16 protein-coding genes are annotated in these 13,280 nt (G+C 71.6%); 13 read left to right on the forward strand and 3 right to left on the reverse strand.

The genetic code is table 11. From position 1 onward, the window contains the following. Positions 1 to 8 precede the first annotated feature (8 nt). Genes fliP through csrA form a run of 7 tightly spaced genes read left to right on the forward strand, consistent with a single transcriptional unit; the run spans position 9 to position 6,029 of the window. On the forward strand, positions 9 to 869 hold the full coding sequence (gene fliP, locus ACR9Y5_RS00530) for a flagellar type III secretion system pore protein FliP (RefSeq protein ID WP_481299500.1): 861 nt from the start codon (positions 9 to 11) through the stop codon (positions 867 to 869). Then, the gene (fliQ, locus tag ACR9Y5_RS00535) at positions 866 to 1,141 is read left to right on the forward strand and encodes a flagellar biosynthesis protein FliQ (RefSeq protein ID WP_481296106.1); all 276 of its coding nucleotides are present in this window, start codon (positions 866 to 868) and stop codon (positions 1,139 to 1,141) included. Before fliP ends, fliQ begins: the two co-directional genes overlap by 4 nt. Then, the gene (locus ACR9Y5_RS00540) at positions 1,141 to 1,902 is read left to right on the forward strand and encodes a flagellar biosynthetic protein FliR (protein WP_481296107.1); all 762 of its coding nucleotides are present in this window, start codon (positions 1,141 to 1,143) and stop codon (positions 1,900 to 1,902) included. Before fliQ ends, ACR9Y5_RS00540 begins: the two co-directional genes overlap by 1 nt. Then, complete coding sequence (locus ACR9Y5_RS00545) at positions 1,899 to 2,993, forward strand: EscU/YscU/HrcU family type III secretion system export apparatus switch protein (protein ID WP_481296108.1); 1,095 nt, start codon at positions 1,899 to 1,901, stop codon at positions 2,991 to 2,993. Before ACR9Y5_RS00540 ends, ACR9Y5_RS00545 begins: the two co-directional genes overlap by 4 nt. Next, the gene (locus ACR9Y5_RS00550) at positions 2,990 to 5,047 is read left to right on the forward strand and encodes a flagellar biosynthesis protein FlhA (RefSeq protein ID WP_481296109.1); all 2,058 of its coding nucleotides are present in this window, start codon (positions 2,990 to 2,992) and stop codon (positions 5,045 to 5,047) included. The genes ACR9Y5_RS00545 and ACR9Y5_RS00550 overlap by 4 nt, the downstream gene beginning before the upstream one ends. Further along, a complete protein-coding gene (locus ACR9Y5_RS00555; protein WP_481296110.1) occupies positions 5,025 to 5,783 on the forward strand; it encodes a hypothetical protein in 759 nt (252 codons plus the stop codon). The genes ACR9Y5_RS00550 and ACR9Y5_RS00555 overlap by 23 nt, the downstream gene beginning before the upstream one ends. A 9-nt stretch (positions 5,784 to 5,792) precedes the next feature. Beyond that, complete coding sequence (gene csrA / locus ACR9Y5_RS00560; RefSeq protein WP_310132473.1) at positions 5,793 to 6,029, forward strand: carbon storage regulator CsrA; 237 nt, start codon at positions 5,793 to 5,795, stop codon at positions 6,027 to 6,029. 29 nt (positions 6,030 to 6,058) lie between these two features. Here csrA and ACR9Y5_RS00565 read toward each other — a convergent pair whose 3' ends face one another. Beyond that, positions 6,059 to 6,775: a DUF4386 domain-containing protein gene (locus tag ACR9Y5_RS00565; protein ID WP_481296111.1), complete on the reverse strand. Its 717-nt coding sequence runs from the start codon at positions 6,773 to 6,775 to the stop codon at positions 6,059 to 6,061. 65 nt (positions 6,776 to 6,840) lie between these two features. Here ACR9Y5_RS00565 and ACR9Y5_RS00570 point away from each other — a divergent pair, with 65 nt between their 5' ends. Genes ACR9Y5_RS00570 through ACR9Y5_RS00580 form a run of 3 tightly spaced genes read left to right on the forward strand, consistent with a single transcriptional unit; the run spans position 6,841 to position 8,404 of the window. Next, positions 6,841 to 7,521: a TetR/AcrR family transcriptional regulator gene (locus ACR9Y5_RS00570; protein ID WP_481296112.1), complete on the forward strand. Its 681-nt coding sequence runs from the start codon at positions 6,841 to 6,843 to the stop codon at positions 7,519 to 7,521. Between the two features lie 48 nt (positions 7,522 to 7,569). Continuing rightward, positions 7,570 to 8,199, forward strand: a complete 630-nt coding sequence (locus ACR9Y5_RS00575) for a TMEM175 family protein (protein ID WP_481296113.1) — start codon at positions 7,570 to 7,572, stop codon at positions 8,197 to 8,199. A gap of 16 nt (positions 8,200 to 8,215) precedes the next feature. After that, positions 8,216 to 8,404: a hypothetical protein gene (locus ACR9Y5_RS00580; protein WP_481296114.1), complete on the forward strand. Its 189-nt coding sequence runs from the start codon at positions 8,216 to 8,218 to the stop codon at positions 8,402 to 8,404. A 59-nt stretch (positions 8,405 to 8,463) separates the two neighbouring features. Here ACR9Y5_RS00580 and ACR9Y5_RS00585 read toward each other — a convergent pair whose 3' ends face one another. Then, a complete protein-coding gene (locus ACR9Y5_RS00585) occupies positions 8,464 to 8,688 on the reverse strand; it encodes a hypothetical protein (protein WP_481296115.1) in 225 nt (74 codons plus the stop codon). An 83-nt stretch (positions 8,689 to 8,771) separates the two neighbouring features. On the opposite strand from ACR9Y5_RS00585, the gene ACR9Y5_RS00590 reads away from it, so the two are divergent. The 3 genes from ACR9Y5_RS00590 to ACR9Y5_RS00600 all read left to right on the forward strand — a co-directional run bounded on the left by ACR9Y5_RS00590 (position 8,772) and on the right by ACR9Y5_RS00600 (position 12,617). After that, complete coding sequence (locus ACR9Y5_RS00590; protein ID WP_481296116.1) at positions 8,772 to 9,416, forward strand: septum formation family protein; 645 nt, start codon at positions 8,772 to 8,774, stop codon at positions 9,414 to 9,416. Between the two features lie 74 nt (positions 9,417 to 9,490). Then, positions 9,491 to 12,328, forward strand: a complete 2,838-nt coding sequence (locus ACR9Y5_RS00595; RefSeq protein ID WP_481296117.1) for a hypothetical protein — start codon at positions 9,491 to 9,493, stop codon at positions 12,326 to 12,328. Between the two features lie 76 nt (positions 12,329 to 12,404). After that, the gene (locus tag ACR9Y5_RS00600; protein ID WP_481296118.1) at positions 12,405 to 12,617 is read left to right on the forward strand and encodes a hypothetical protein; all 213 of its coding nucleotides are present in this window, start codon (positions 12,405 to 12,407) and stop codon (positions 12,615 to 12,617) included. Positions 12,618 to 13,068: 451 nt separating this feature from the next. Here ACR9Y5_RS00600 and ACR9Y5_RS00605 read toward each other — a convergent pair whose 3' ends face one another. Further along, on the reverse strand, positions 13,069 to 13,263 hold the full coding sequence (locus tag ACR9Y5_RS00605; protein ID WP_481296119.1) for a hypothetical protein: 195 nt from the start codon (positions 13,261 to 13,263) through the stop codon (positions 13,069 to 13,071). Between the last annotated feature and the right edge of the window lie 17 nt (positions 13,264 to 13,280).

Genomic DNA, 13,280 nt, shown 5'->3' on the forward strand with positions numbered 1-13,280 from the left:
CGCCGGACCTGACGGCGCCGGACCTGACGGCGCCGGCAGCGACGCCGCGCGCCGGGCGGCTGCCCCGCCTCGCCCTGGCCGGCGCGCTGGTCGCGCTGATCGCCGTCGCGATCGTCCTGCTGGGCGCGAACGCCGCGCACGCGGTCCCGACCCCGGTGCCCACGCCCTCCGGGCCGTCCGGCCCGTCGGGCGGCAGCGGCGGCATCACCCTCGACATCAACGGCCCGAACGGCACGCCGAGCGCGGCCATCCTGACCCTCGTCGGCATCACCGTGCTGTCGGTCGCCCCGGCGCTGCTGCTGATGATGTCGTCGTTCACCAAGATCTTCGTCGTGCTCGCGATCACCCGGAACGCGCTGGCGCTCCCGTCCATCCCGCCGAACCAGGTGCTCGCCGGTCTCGCCCTGTTCCTGAGCCTGTTCATCATGAGCCCGGTGCTGGCCGACATCAACAACACGGCCGTGCAGCCCTACCTCGCCGGTCACATCGACTTCACGGCCGCCACCCACGCGGCCGAGGCGCCCCTCCGTCACTTCATGGCGTCGCACACGCGCGAGGAGGACATCGCGTTGATGACCCGCGCCGCGGGCCGCCCGAACCCGCACGACATGGGCTCGGTGCCGCTGCTGACGCTCATCCCGGCGTTCATGATCTCGGAGCTGCGGGCCGCCTTCATCATCGGTTTCGTCATCTTCGTGCCGTTCCTCGTCATCGACATGGTGGTCTCCGCCGCTCTGATGTCGATGGGCATGATGATGCTCCCGCCGGTGATGATCTCGCTGCCGTTCAAGATCCTGCTGTTCGTGCTGGTCGACGGCTGGGGACTGATCATCACGAGCCTCATCACGAGCTACGGAGGAAGCGGATGAACCCGAGCGCGGTCCTCGACATCGCCATGCAGGGGCTCCTGGTGACGGCCAAGCTGGCCGCGCCGATCGTCATCACCGCCCTGGTCGTCGGCTTCGCCATCTCGCTGGTGCAGTCGATCACGCAGATCCAGGAGGTCACGCTCTCGTTCGTACCGAAGGCCGCGGCCGTCGCCGTCGCCCTCATCATCTGCGGCCAGTGGATGATCTCCGAGCTCGTCTCCTTCACGCACGTCCTCTTCGAGAAGCTCCCGCAGCTGCTGGGCCACGGCTGATGAACATCCCCATCGACCTGGCCGCTATCGAGGCGATCGCGCTCGCCTCGCTGCGGATGGTGGCGTTCCTCGTCATCGCCCCGCCGTTCTCGTACAACGGGTTCCCGGCGCAGGTGAAGGGGATGCTCGCCATCGGTCTCGCGGTCGCGGTCGCGCCGCGCGTCGGCGCGGGCTACCGGTCGGGCGACACCGGCGCGTTCCTGCTGGACATGATCCGGGAGCTCGCGGTCGGGGCGACGCTCGGCTTCCTGGTCTTCCTGGTGTTCGCCGCCATCCAGTCCGCCGGCAGCCTGATCGACCTGTTCGGCGGGTTCCAGCTGGCGCAGGCGTTCGACCCGCAGTCGATGATCAACGGCGCGCAGTTCACCCGGATGTTCCAGCTCACCGCCCTCGCGCTGCTGTTCGCGTCGGGCGGCTACCAGCTCATCATCGGCGGCCTCGTGCGCACGTTCGACGCCATCCCGCTCGCCGCCGGCCTCACCATGGCCGACCCGGCGAAGGAGATGGTCACCGGCGTGACGCAGATGTTCCTCGCAGCGCTGCAGATCGCCGGTCCGCTGATCGTCGTGCTCTTCCTCGCCGACGTCGGCCTCGGTCTCCTGACCCGGGTCGCCCCGGCGCTGAACGCGTTCTCGCTGGGCTTCCCGCTGAAGATCATGCTCACCGTGGTGCTCTCCGCCATCGTGTTCGTCGCCCTGCCCGGCGTCGTCTCCGGCCTCACCGACACCGCTGTCAAGATCATGCTGGGAGTGGGCCGATGAGCGACGCGCAGGAACGCACCGAGAAGGCGACCGACAAGCGGATGAAGGAGGCCCGCTCCAAGGGCCGCCTCAGCAAGTCGACCGACCTCACCGCGTGGGTGGGCGTCGGCGCCGCCGCGGTGATGCTGCCTTTCACGATGCAGACGGGGTCCACGGCGGCGATCGACCAGCTGTTCTCGGTGCGCTCGGTGATCGAGAGTCCCGATCCCGCCAAGGCGCTCGCCGCGCTCGGCGACGGCCTGGGCAGCATCATGGCGACGATCGGACCTTTGCTGGCCGTCGGCGCGCTGGCGGTCGTCGGCGCGGCGGCGGTGCAGGGCGGCATCCACGTCAAGAAGCTCGAGGGCAAGTACGAGCAGTTCAACCTGGTTCAGGGCATCGGCCGGGTGTTCGGGATGCGCGCGCTCTGGGAGGGCGCGAAGACCCTGCTGAAGTCCGCGGTCGTCGCGATCGGGTTGTTCCTCGTCGTGCAGGGACTCATGCCGGTGCTGCTGACCTCCGGCTCGATGCCCCTCGCCTCGCTGCTGTCGGCCGCCTCCGGCGGCACGGCCGGTCTGCTCCAGGCGGCCGTCGGTGCGGGCCTCGTGCTCGCCGGGCTGGATGTGCTGGTCGTCATGCGCCGCAACCGCAAGCACACCCGTATGAGCAAGCAGGAGCTGCGGGACGAGAACAAGAACGCCGAGGGCGACCCGCTGGTGCGCTCGCAGCGCCGCTCGCGCCAGCTGGCGATGAGCCGCAACCGCATGATCGCGGCGATCGGAGGCGCGGATGTGGTGCTCGTGAACCCGACGCACATCGCGGTGGCGGTGAAGTACGAGCCCGGCAGGTCGGCCCCGCGCGTCGTCGCGAAGGGCGCGGGCGCCATCGCCCTGCGCATCCGCGAGAAGGCCGAGGAGGAGCGTGTGCCGATCGTCAAGGACATCCCGCTCGCCCGAGCGCTGCACGCCGGATGCCAGATCGGCGACGAGATCCCGGTCGAGCTCTACAACTCCGTCGCGCGCGTCCTCGCGTTCGTCATGTCGCTGAAGCAGCGCGGGTCGGCGGCCGGATTCCACACGATGCGACCCCAGCTGCAGGGAGGGCTGTCATGAAGCCGAACAAGGGCCTCGCCGCCAGACTGGCCGTGCCGATCGGGGTGGTCGGCATCATCATGCTGCTTGTCGTGCCGGTGCCGTCGTGGCTGCTCGACCTGCTCATCATCGTCAACATCATGCTGGCGCTGGTCATCCTGCTCACGACGATGTTCGTCAAGAAGCCGCTCGACTTCTCGGTGTTCCCGTCGCTGCTGCTGGTCGCGACGCTGTTCCGGCTGGGGCTTAACGTGGCCTCCACGCGGCTGGTGCTCGGCGACGGGTTCGCCGGTCAGGTCATCCAGGCGTTCGGGCACGTCGCGGTCGGCGGGTCGATCATCATCGGCGCGGTCGTCTTCCTCATCCTGGTGGTCATCCAGTTCATCGTCGTCACCAAGGGCGCGGAGCGTGTCGCCGAGGTGGGCGCGCGCTTCACCCTCGACGCGATGCCGGGCAAGCAGATGGCGATCGACGCCGACCTCAACGCCGGGCTGATCACCGAGGAGCAGGCGCGCGCCCGGCGCGCGGAGGTCTCGGCCGAGGCGGACTTCTACGGCGCGATGGACGGCGCGTCGAAGTTCGTCAAGGGCGATGCGATCGCGGGCATCCTGATCATCGTCATCAACGTCGTCGGCGGCATCGCGATCGGGATGATCCAGCGCGGGATGCAGCTCGGCGACGCGGTCAACTCGTACACCCTCCTGACCATCGGCGACGGGCTCGTGTCGCAGATCCCTGCGCTGCTGATGGCGGTGTCGACGGGCATGATCGTGACGCGGTCGAACGCCGAGTCCGAGATGGGGACGACGGCGAGCAACCAGCTCAGCCAGTCGCGAAACGCACTGATGATCGCGGGATGCGCGGCCATCGTGATGGCGCTCATCCCCGGGATGCCGCCCATCCCGTTCGTGCTCGTCGGCGCGTTCCTCATCCTGGCCTCCCAGCGGTTGAGGACGGCGCAGAACGCGGCGAAGAAGGCGCAAGCCGCGCAGAATGCCGTCGCCACCGCGACGAAGACGGAGACGACGGAGGACCTGATCGAGCAGATGCGCGTGCACGCGCTCGAGATCACGCTGGCGCCGGACCTGGTCGACATCGTCAGCGGGGCATCCGACGACCTGCTCGCGCGTGTGCGCGCCCTGCGGCGCAAGATCGCGCTCGAACTGGGCGTCATCGTGCCGCCGGTCCGCACGCGCGACAGTGCCGAGCTGCCGCCCTCGACCTACGTGATCAAGATCGCGGGCGTCGAGGCGGGGCGCGGCCAGGCGCCGTCCGGCCGGGTGCTCGCCCTGGGCGACGCGCTCGACAACCTGCCGGGCACACCGACCGTGGAGCCGGTGTTCGGTCTCCCGGCGAAGTGGATCCCGTCCGAGATGCGGCACAGCGCCGAGCTCGGCGGCGCGACGGTGATCGACCGGGTGTCGGTGCTGATCACGCATCTCTCGTCGATCATCACGTCGAACGCCGCGCGCCTTCTCACCCGTGAGGACGTGCGCCTGCTCACCGAGGGCGTGAAGCAGGTGAACCCGCCCGCGGTGGAGGAGCTCATCCCGGCCCTGCTGTCGCTGGCGGAGGTGCAGCGGGTGCTGCAGGGACTGCTGGCGGAGCAGGTTCCGATCAACGACCTCCCGCGCATCCTCGAGGCGCTGACTCTGCGGGCGAAGGTGTCGAACGACCCGGAGGGGCTGGTGGAGGCGGCGCGCGCCGCGCTGGGACCCGCGGTCGTCGCGCCGCACATCGACGCCGGGACGCTCCGGGTGATCATGATCGACCCGGGCCTGGAGCAGTCGATGCTCGAAGGTCTGCGTCCGGCGGAGGGCGGCACGCAGATCGTGCTCGACCCGGCGCGGTTGGAGGGCGCGCTCGCCTCGCTGCGTGACACGGCCGGACGCCTCGACGACGCGGGGGTGTCGGCGGTGCTGGTGTGCGCGCCGGCGCTGCGGCCGGCGATCCGCCGCCTGGTCGCCGGCCAGATCGCCGGGCTCGCCGTGCTGTCGTACCAGGAGGTGACGGCCGTCCAGGCCGCGATCGAGACGGTGGGGGTGGTCCGCGGTGCGGAGTCGATCGCGGCCTGAGTGGGTCGGCGGCGAGGAGGAGGTGCTCCCGGCGGTCTCGACGTCGTCGCTGGCGTTCCAGGCGGTGCTGGACGACCTGGTGCGGGCCGTGGACGCGCCGGAGCTTGCCGACCCGAGCGCGCCGGGCGTCGCGACCGCCCCGAGCTCTCGGCCGGCCGTGAGTCGTGAGTCGTTGCGCGAGTCCGCGCCGGGTGGTGAGGACCTGTCGCCGCTCGCGGCCGCGTCAGCGCTGATCGAACCCCGAAGCGGGGCGGAGCCGACGCCACCCGTCGAGCAGGCGCCCGTGGGCGCGCCTCCCGCCCGGCTGCGCGGGCGCGGCGACCTCACGCTCGTGGTGGGCGTCGGGGACGAGGTGCACGAGGCCGCCCGCGTGCTGGCCGCGTCGGCGGACGACGCCGCCGAGGTGCAGCGCGTCGCCGACCGGCGCGACGCGCTCGCGGCGCGGGCCGACGGGGTGCGCCGCGAGATCCCGGTGGTCGCGGCGTTCCCGCTCGAAGGTCCCGGCGCGGTCCCCGCGCTCGCCGTCGAGCTCGCCGGGATCGCACCCGACCAGGTGTGGGCGGCGGTCGACGTCTCGCGCAAGCACGACGACACGGCCGAGTGGGTGCGTGCCGTGGATGCGGTGCTCGCGGTGGACGCGGTGGTGGCGACCGGCGCCTCCCGCACCCTCACGCCGGACTCCGTGCACCGGCTCGGACTGCCGGTGCTCTGGCTGGAGGCCCCGCCCGGCGGATAGGCTGGGCGGATGCTGGTACTGACGCGCAAGACGGGGGAGCGGGTGCTCATCGGCGACGACATCGTCGTGACGATCCTCGAAGCGCGCGGGGACGGCGTCCGCATCGGCATCGACGCGCCGCGCGGCATCCGCATCCAGCGCGATGAGGTGGTGAAGGCCGTCACCGAGGCGAACCAGGAGGCGACCGAGCGAGCCGCGGAGACGGAAGACGCCGAGTCGCTCATCAAGAAGTCGCTCGGCCTCTAGCCGACCGGGTGCATCCGGCCGCAGTCCGGTCAGGTCGCCGGGACGCCCGCCACCACATCCACCGGCCGCGCCTCGCGCCGCTTCGGCACGTGGAAACCGTGCACCGTGAGGTAGACGCCGAGGAACAGCTCCCACACCACCTCGGGCAGCGTGGCGACGAACGACCAGGCCGACACCTGGTCGTAGGCGCCGAGGAGAACGGCCACGCCGGAGAGCGACACCAGGGGACCGCCGATCATGCCGAACCAGGCCCAGCCGCGGGGCACCAGCCGGGCGCGGTGCAGCATCCAGCCGAGCATCAGGCCGTTGCCGATGCCCACGACGAACCCGGGGCCGAGGAGGAACGTCCAGCCGTGCAGCGCCACAAGCGCGTGTGCGAGGACGACGGTGGATGCGCCGGCACCGCCCGCCCCGTCCTCCCGGAGCGACACCACCGAGAGCAGGCTGAGGATGCCGACCGCGATGAGCGTCGACTCCATGACCCGTGCGACCACGTAGCCGAGGGCCAGTGAGGGGCTGGTGCGGCGCAGCACCGGGTAGAGCGCGAGCGCAGTGCCGAGGTTGGCGATGACGAGCGCGACTTCGAGCAGCGCACCCGCGAGCACGGGCGTCGCGGAGCCAGTCCCGAGCACGAACCGCGGGTCGTTCAGCACCGGCCCGTAGAGCAGGGCGCCGGGGATGGAGGTGGCGAAGGTGAGCAGGAACAGCACGCCCGCGAGGAGCGAGCGGCGACGGTCGGGATCCATGATGTCCTTTCGAGGTGTACGGCGTACACCAGCAGTGGGATCAGAGTAGGCGTACGCTGTACACCATGTCAAGGGACACGATGCCGACGCGTCAGCCGCTCAGTCCCGACCGGGTCGTCGACGCGGGTGTCGCGCTCGCCGACAGCGAGGGCCTCGACGGCCTCAGCATGCGGGAGCTCGCGCAGAGGCTCGGGGTCGTTCCGATGGCCCTCTACAAGCACGTCGCCAACAAGGACGAACTGCTCGACGGCATGGTCGACCGGGTCTGGGCGGAGGTCGAGCCGCCCGCGCCGGAGGTCGGCTGGCGGGAGGCGATGCGCCGCAGGTCGATCTCCTTGCGCGGGGCCCTGCTCCGCCACCCGTGGGCGGTCGGACTGCTGGAGGGACGGATGCGTCCCGGTCCCGCCAACCTCTACCAGCACGACGCGATGATGGGCCGCCTGCGCGGCGCGGGGTTCGGCTTCCGCACGACCGTGCATGTCACGTCGGCCCTCGACGCCTACGTGTACGGGTTCGCCCTCCAGGAGAAGACGCTCCCGTTCGGAACGCCCGAGGAGTCGGGGGAGGCCGCCGCCCGCAAACTGGAGGCCACCCCGCCCGAGCTCGCGCAGCGGTTCCCGCACCTGCTCGAAGTGGCGGCCGAGCTTGCGCGGGCAGGATACGACTACGAGGAGGAGTTCCTGACCGGCCTCGACCTCATCCTGGACGGCGTCGAGCGCCTCCGCCCCGACTGGATCGCCGTCTGAGCGTCCGCCGATCGGCGGAGCAGACCTCCCGTGGGGCAGAATGACCGCATGGCGCTGATCAGGACCGAACGCGGGCTCGACCGGCTGGTCAACTTCTCGGACGCGACGGTCGCGATCGCGATCACGATCCTCATCCTGCCGCTCGTCGACGCGGCCGCTCAGATCGGCCACGCCTCCTTCTCGCACTTCGTGGAGGAGAACTTCTGGGAGATCTTCGCCTTCGTCGTCTCGTTCGCGGTCATCGCCCGGTTCTGGGTGGTGCATCACCGGATGTTCGAGTCGGTTCGCGACTACAACGCGGCGATCGTCTGGTTCAACTTCCTCTGGCTGTTCGCGATCGTGGTGATCCCGTTCAGTGCGAACGTGATCTCGGCGAGCGCCGGAGAGCGGCCCGAGGTGTATGCCCTGTACATCGGGGACATGCTGCTCGCCACACTCAGCACGCGCCTGATGTCCGGCGTGCTCGTACGGCATCCGGAGCTCATGACCGAGGAGGCGCGCGCCGACCTCGACCGCACGCGCGGTCTGGCAGAGCTGCTGCTCATGGCCGCGGCCCTCGTGCTGGCCGTCCTGGTGCCTGCGATCAACCTGTGGTGGCTGTTCCTGCTCTTCCTCTCAGGGCCCCTGCACGCGCTTCTCCACAGGCTCGCGTACGGCACTTCCCAGAAGGCGGCGTGAGGTTTAACGTCGGGGCATGCGTCCAAAGACCCTCGTCATCCTGGCCGTCGTTGCGGCCGCCTACCTCCTCGGCGCCCGCGCGGGCCGGGAGCGGTACGAGCAGCTCACCGAGACCTTCACGTCGTTCTGGAACTCGCCCGACGTGAAGAAGGCGCGCAAGAAGGCGAAGGCGCAGGCTGAGAAGGCGCGCAAGCGCTACGCCTGAGCGGCGTCCGCCTCGCAGGCGGCGAGCACCGCGCTCGCCGCGCTCAGCGCGAGCCGCGCTCAGGGCTCGTCGTAGTCGCCCTCGGTGTACTCGCCTTCTGGCGCGTCCACAGGCTCTTCCGCGTCGGTGTACGTGCCCTCGGTGGCGTCTTCCGGACCGACGCCGTCGGTCTCGGTGTACTGGCCGTGGACGGTCCGCTCGTGCGGCGCCTCCCCGTCGACCTCGGTGTAGCTGCCCTCGAGGTTGTCGCGTGGTTCGCCGATCGGCTGCTCTGGGTTGCTCATACGACGGACACTACGCCGTGCGGACCGCGTCCACCACAGGCATCTGCCCCACGGTTCGGGGTCGAGGGATCTAGGGTGACGGTGTGACACTCGACCCTCGCCGCCAACGCACGGGCCAGGAGGGCGGCAGCACCGTCGAGGGGATGTCGCGCCGCGGCTGGCTGCTGCTGGTCGCCGTCACCGTGGCCGTTGGCGGCGTGCTGGTCTCCGTCGGGTTCGCGGCGGTCGGCTTCCCGGGCGCGGGCACCTCGACGGCCGCATCGCCCGAGCCGCAGGCGGTGTCGCGGCACACGCTCGAACCGCTCCCCGGTCCGCTCGGGCTGCCGCCCCGGCCGACGCAGACGCACGTCGCGACCATCCCGGCGCGAGCGCTGGACACCCTCGCCGCCGGCGACTGCCTGCAGACATACGACTCGAAAGAGGAGCCCGCCTACCCGGTGGTGGACTGCTCGGCGCCGCACCTCGCGCAACTACTCTGGACGGGCGCGCTGCCGGAGCCCGCGGGCGCAGCGTTCCCCGGCACGGATGCGCTGGACGCCCAGGTCAGCGACCTCTGCGAGCCGCACCTCGACTGGCACTGGGTGGCGGTCTGGAACGAGGATGTGCAGCTCGACCTCCGCTACCCGGGCACCGAGGCCGAGTGGTCGGGCGGCGCGCGCTCGTACTACTGCTTCGTCTACACCTTCTCCCGGCACGAGCTGACGGGCAGCGCGCTCGCGGGAGGGTGAACCCGGCGCCGCCGTAGCCGCACCCCGCCCGCGCGGAGTAGTCTGCGCCCGTCGCACGGAGGGACGGCGGTCGGATGAGCGAAGAGGCACCCGGTGGCACGTGGCCGCATCGCGTGCTCGAGCTGAGGATCCACGGCATCAAGAACACGCCGCCGACGGAGATCCTCGGGCGGGAGCAGAGCGAGCTGCGGCAGACGCAGGGCGACGAGAACGGCGGCTTCTGGTGGGCGCCCGGGCAGGACCAGGCCGACCGCGACCCGGACGACCCGCCCGGCACCGTCGATCCGTCGGTCCCGCCGGAGGGTGTGCGCACCGAGGCGTACTCGTGGGGGCGCCTCGCCCGCTACGGCTCCGGCCCGCTGCTCTTCATCGGGCAGCTCTTCGTGCAGCTGGCCTGGCTGCTGCTGGCGCCGTTCGGCCTGACCAACACGGCCTACTGGACCCGGCGCATCCCCACCCAGCGGCCCGGCGGCGAATGGAATGCGGGAGTCGGCGGCGCCTCGTTGCGCATCTTCGCGCTAGGCCTGACGCTCTTGTACGTGTGCGCCCTCGGCTCGGTGAGCCTCGACCTCGGGGTCCAGTGCGTCTCGGGCACCGCGTGCACCGCCCTGCCGAGCGCGGTCACCGGCTTCTTCGGCACCGAGCCGCTGAGCTGGCGCGGCCCGCAGCTGGCGCTGCTGTCACTCGTCCCGATCGCCGGCGTGCTCCTGCTCTTCCTGGTGTCGAAGCGCGCACGCGTGCGGTACGAAGCGGCGATCTTCGACGCCGCCGACCGGATGGGCGGACGCGGGGTCCAGCGGACGGGGCGCCTCCGCCCGCTCGCCTCGGAGGGCTTCTGGCGGACGGCGCGGGTCGGCTCGCCGACCGAGCGCCTGCACCTCGCCGCCACGTTCCTGCTGGTGGCGCTCCTGCTCTCGTGGGACCGCATGTTCGCGGGCGTGGAGGCCTGCGCCAAGCTGCAGACCTTCGTCTCCGGCGAGTGCCTCGGCGGGGCGCTCCACACGGGAGACGTGCTCGCCCTGGTCGGCGGCATCATCGCCGCAGCGGGGCTCGTCGTGACGATCACCCTCGTCGGGGTGCTCGCCGAGACCACGAACACCGGCCGGGAGTCGGTGGACGAGTTCCTGCGCGACCGGCTGCGGCGCACCGGCACGGTCACCGCCTGGGTGCTCGCGGCGGCGGTCGTCGCCTACCTGTACGTGGGGGCGTCACTGTGGTTCGGCGGCCAGTACGAGGTGCCGGGAACCGGGGCGTTCCTGGGGCTTGCGACCGCACCGTCCATCATCCTGGGCGTCCTGCTGGCGATCTGCATCTCGGCGCTCGGCTGGCGCCGCGGGGTGCCGCACTGGCTGTCCATCGCGCTCATGACGGGCGCCGGCCTCGCCTTCCTGGTCGGGGTCGCGCAGAACCCGCCGACGCAGGGTGCGGACCCGGGCGCGCTGCGCCTGCCGCTCTTCCTCATCGCCGCGGTGCTCACCCTCGCGCAGCTCATCGTCGTCTGGTGGTGGCCGCGGTCGCGCCCGGGCCGGCGGGTCGGCCACCCCGAGCGCTTCCAGGCGGAGGGATGGGCCGGGATGGGACCCGGCGTGCTGATGCTCCTCGCGCTCGGCGCCGCGATGATCCTGTCCACGCTGCTCGTCCTCGGCGTTCAGGGGTGGCTGGTGAGCGGCTCGCCGCCGTGCGGCTGCGCGGCGCCGCCCCACGGCGTGCTGCGGCCGCCGATCGTTTACCACAACTTCGGCGACGTGCTCCCGTTCATCGCGATCGGCTTCGCGCTCGTCGTCACCGGGATGGCGCTCCCGCTGCTGCGCTGGATCCCGCTGCTCACCACACCGCGCACGCTCGACGGGCGCCGCCCCCTCCTCGAAGGCGTGGATTCCTACCAGTACGGCCGCATCCGGGCGAGCACGACCGCCGACCGCCTCGCGCTGAAGATCCTGCGCGCGCGGAGGCTGGCGGCCCTGGCCCATCGCGGCGAGCCCATCCTCGGCATCCTGGCCCTGCTGCTCGCGGTCGGGTTCGTTGTCGCGCTCGCCGTGTCGTACACGACGGTGTTCCGGGCGATCGACGGCCTGGTCGGGCCGGCGCTGACGGTCATCGCCGCGGCCATCCTGATCGTCGTCGTGGAGAACGCCCTGACGGCCAAGGAGCGCCCGATCAGCGTGATGTGGGACCTCATGTGCTTCCTGCCGCGCGCCGGGCATCCCTTCGGTCCGCCGTGCTACGCCGAGCGCGTCGTCCCCGAGGTGCGCGACCGGGTGACCGACTGGCTCACCCACGACCTGCAGCCGCCGGCCGGCCTCGACCTCGCCGCACGGCTCGACTGGCGCGACCGCCAGGAGGAGCGGGCGCTCGCCGAGGAGCGGCCGTTCAGCGTGGTGCTCTCGGCCCACAGCCTGGGCGCGGTGCTGGCCGTCTCGACGCTGTTCACGCTGCGCCCGGATGACGCGGACCGGCTGCGCAACGTCGGGCTCCTCACGTACGGCGCGCAGCTGCGCGTGTACTTCGGGCGTTTCTTCCCCGAGCTGTTCGGGCCGGATGCGCTCGGAACGCTGGGATCGCGGCGTCCGCTGCTCGGCAAGGCCGACCCGTGGTTCTCCCAGGTCGAGCTCGACCAGGACGGCGGGCGCGTGGTCGTGGGCGAATCGGACGCCGACGACCCGTCGCTGGTGCAGCTGCTCACCCAGCCCGATGGATCGGTCGGCTGGATCAACCTGTGGCGCCGCACCGACTACCTGGGCTTCCCGGTCAACAGCTACCGTCTCGACCGCGGACTGCCCGACGACCTCGACCGCGGCGCCGACGAGTTCGGCCCGCCGCGCTACCTGGTCAAGGTGGCGACGCATCCCGACTACCAGTCCGCGCCGCAGTACCGGGTGGCGCTGCTGGACCTGATCGACCGCATCCGGTAGCCGCCCGACGATACGCCGGGGCACCGCCGGGAGGTACCCCTTGCGGCCTCGCGTGGCCCGGCGTTGTGTGTGCCGCATGACCGATTCGCGCGATGCACAGGAACCGGTCACCGGCCACGACCCCACCAACGGTCTGGCCGGCGACCTCGAGGGCGACGACGGCGGCGCCGTCCAGCCCACGGCGGACAGGGACGTCATCCAGGACGTGATCCCGGATCTCGGCGACGCCCGCCGGACGGACGAGGATGCGGACTCCGCGACCTCGTACAGCGAAGAGGGCCAGCCGTAGGGCTGCCGGGAAGGAGCGAAGCATGAGCGACACGAGCGGACTGCCGAACACCGACGCGGAGGGCGTGCCCGCCGAGGACAAGCCGGAGCGCTTCGAGGAGGGCGGCGACCGCGACGCCCAGGCGGCGGAGCCGGCCGAGACGGAGCCCGGTCAGTCGGGCGACGTCAGCGCGCCGGGGAGACCGGGGTCTCGCCCGAGGGCGCGGAGGACGTCACGGCTGATAGCGGCCAGAACCCGGCCGGCGACACCGGCACCGATCGGGCCGAGCCGCCGCCCGCCGACTTCGACCCCGCCGATCAGCCGTCGAACCCCGACCTCGTGGGGCACAGCGAGCCCCCGGACTGATCGGCCCACCGACCCACCGGCCGCGCGCCGGTGCCGTGGCGACCCCGCTCTCCTCATCCCAGAGCGGGGCCGCTGCGCGTCCGAGCCGCTGCAGCGCGGCCCCGCCTCAGCGCGGCGGCCGGCCGGCCAGCCAGCCCACGCCCGCCACCACGCCGACGACGCAGAAGCCGGCGCCGACACCGAGCACCGGTGTGTCACCACCGGTGCGGGGGAGGATCAGGCCGGCCACGACCAGGAAGACGCCGACGTTCAGCAGCACGGCGGCGACCCAGCCGAGCGCCGTGCGCAGCGTCGCGTTCATCTCCGGGTATCGTAGCC

This window comes from Leifsonia sp. KNZ13-11D, assembly GCF_056754895.1.

Bases quoted from the DNA above. Each gene is read 5' to 3' on its own strand.
- ACR9Y5_RS00545 (WP_481296108.1), top strand. From the start codon at position 1,899: ATGAGCGACGCGCAGGAACGCACCGAGAAGGCGACCGACAAGCGGATG.
- ACR9Y5_RS00605 (WP_481296119.1), bottom strand. From the start codon at position 13,263: ATGAACGCGACGCTGCGCACGGCGCTCGGCTGGGTCGCCGCCGTGCTG.
- ACR9Y5_RS00600 (WP_481296118.1), top strand. From the start codon at position 12,405: ATGACCGATTCGCGCGATGCACAGGAACCGGTCACCGGCCACGACCCC.
- ACR9Y5_RS00550 (WP_481296109.1), top strand. From the start codon at position 2,990: ATGAAGCCGAACAAGGGCCTCGCCGCCAGACTGGCCGTGCCGATCGGG.
- ACR9Y5_RS00570 (WP_481296112.1), top strand. From the start codon at position 6,841: ATGTCAAGGGACACGATGCCGACGCGTCAGCCGCTCAGTCCCGACCGG.
- ACR9Y5_RS00595 (WP_481296117.1), top strand. From the start codon at position 9,491: ATGAGCGAAGAGGCACCCGGTGGCACGTGGCCGCATCGCGTGCTCGAG.
- ACR9Y5_RS00585 (WP_481296115.1), bottom strand. From the start codon at position 8,688: ATGAGCAACCCAGAGCAGCCGATCGGCGAACCACGCGACAACCTCGAG.
- ACR9Y5_RS00575 (WP_481296113.1), top strand. From the start codon at position 7,570: ATGGCGCTGATCAGGACCGAACGCGGGCTCGACCGGCTGGTCAACTTC.
- ACR9Y5_RS00540 (WP_481296107.1), top strand. From the start codon at position 1,141: ATGAACATCCCCATCGACCTGGCCGCTATCGAGGCGATCGCGCTCGCC.
- ACR9Y5_RS00565 (WP_481296111.1), bottom strand. From the start codon at position 6,775: ATGGATCCCGACCGTCGCCGCTCGCTCCTCGCGGGCGTGCTGTTCCTG.
- ACR9Y5_RS00580 (WP_481296114.1), top strand. From the start codon at position 8,216: ATGCGTCCAAAGACCCTCGTCATCCTGGCCGTCGTTGCGGCCGCCTAC.
- csrA (WP_310132473.1), top strand. From the start codon at position 5,793: ATGCTGGTACTGACGCGCAAGACGGGGGAGCGGGTGCTCATCGGCGAC.
- fliQ (WP_481296106.1), top strand. From the start codon at position 866: ATGAACCCGAGCGCGGTCCTCGACATCGCCATGCAGGGGCTCCTGGTG.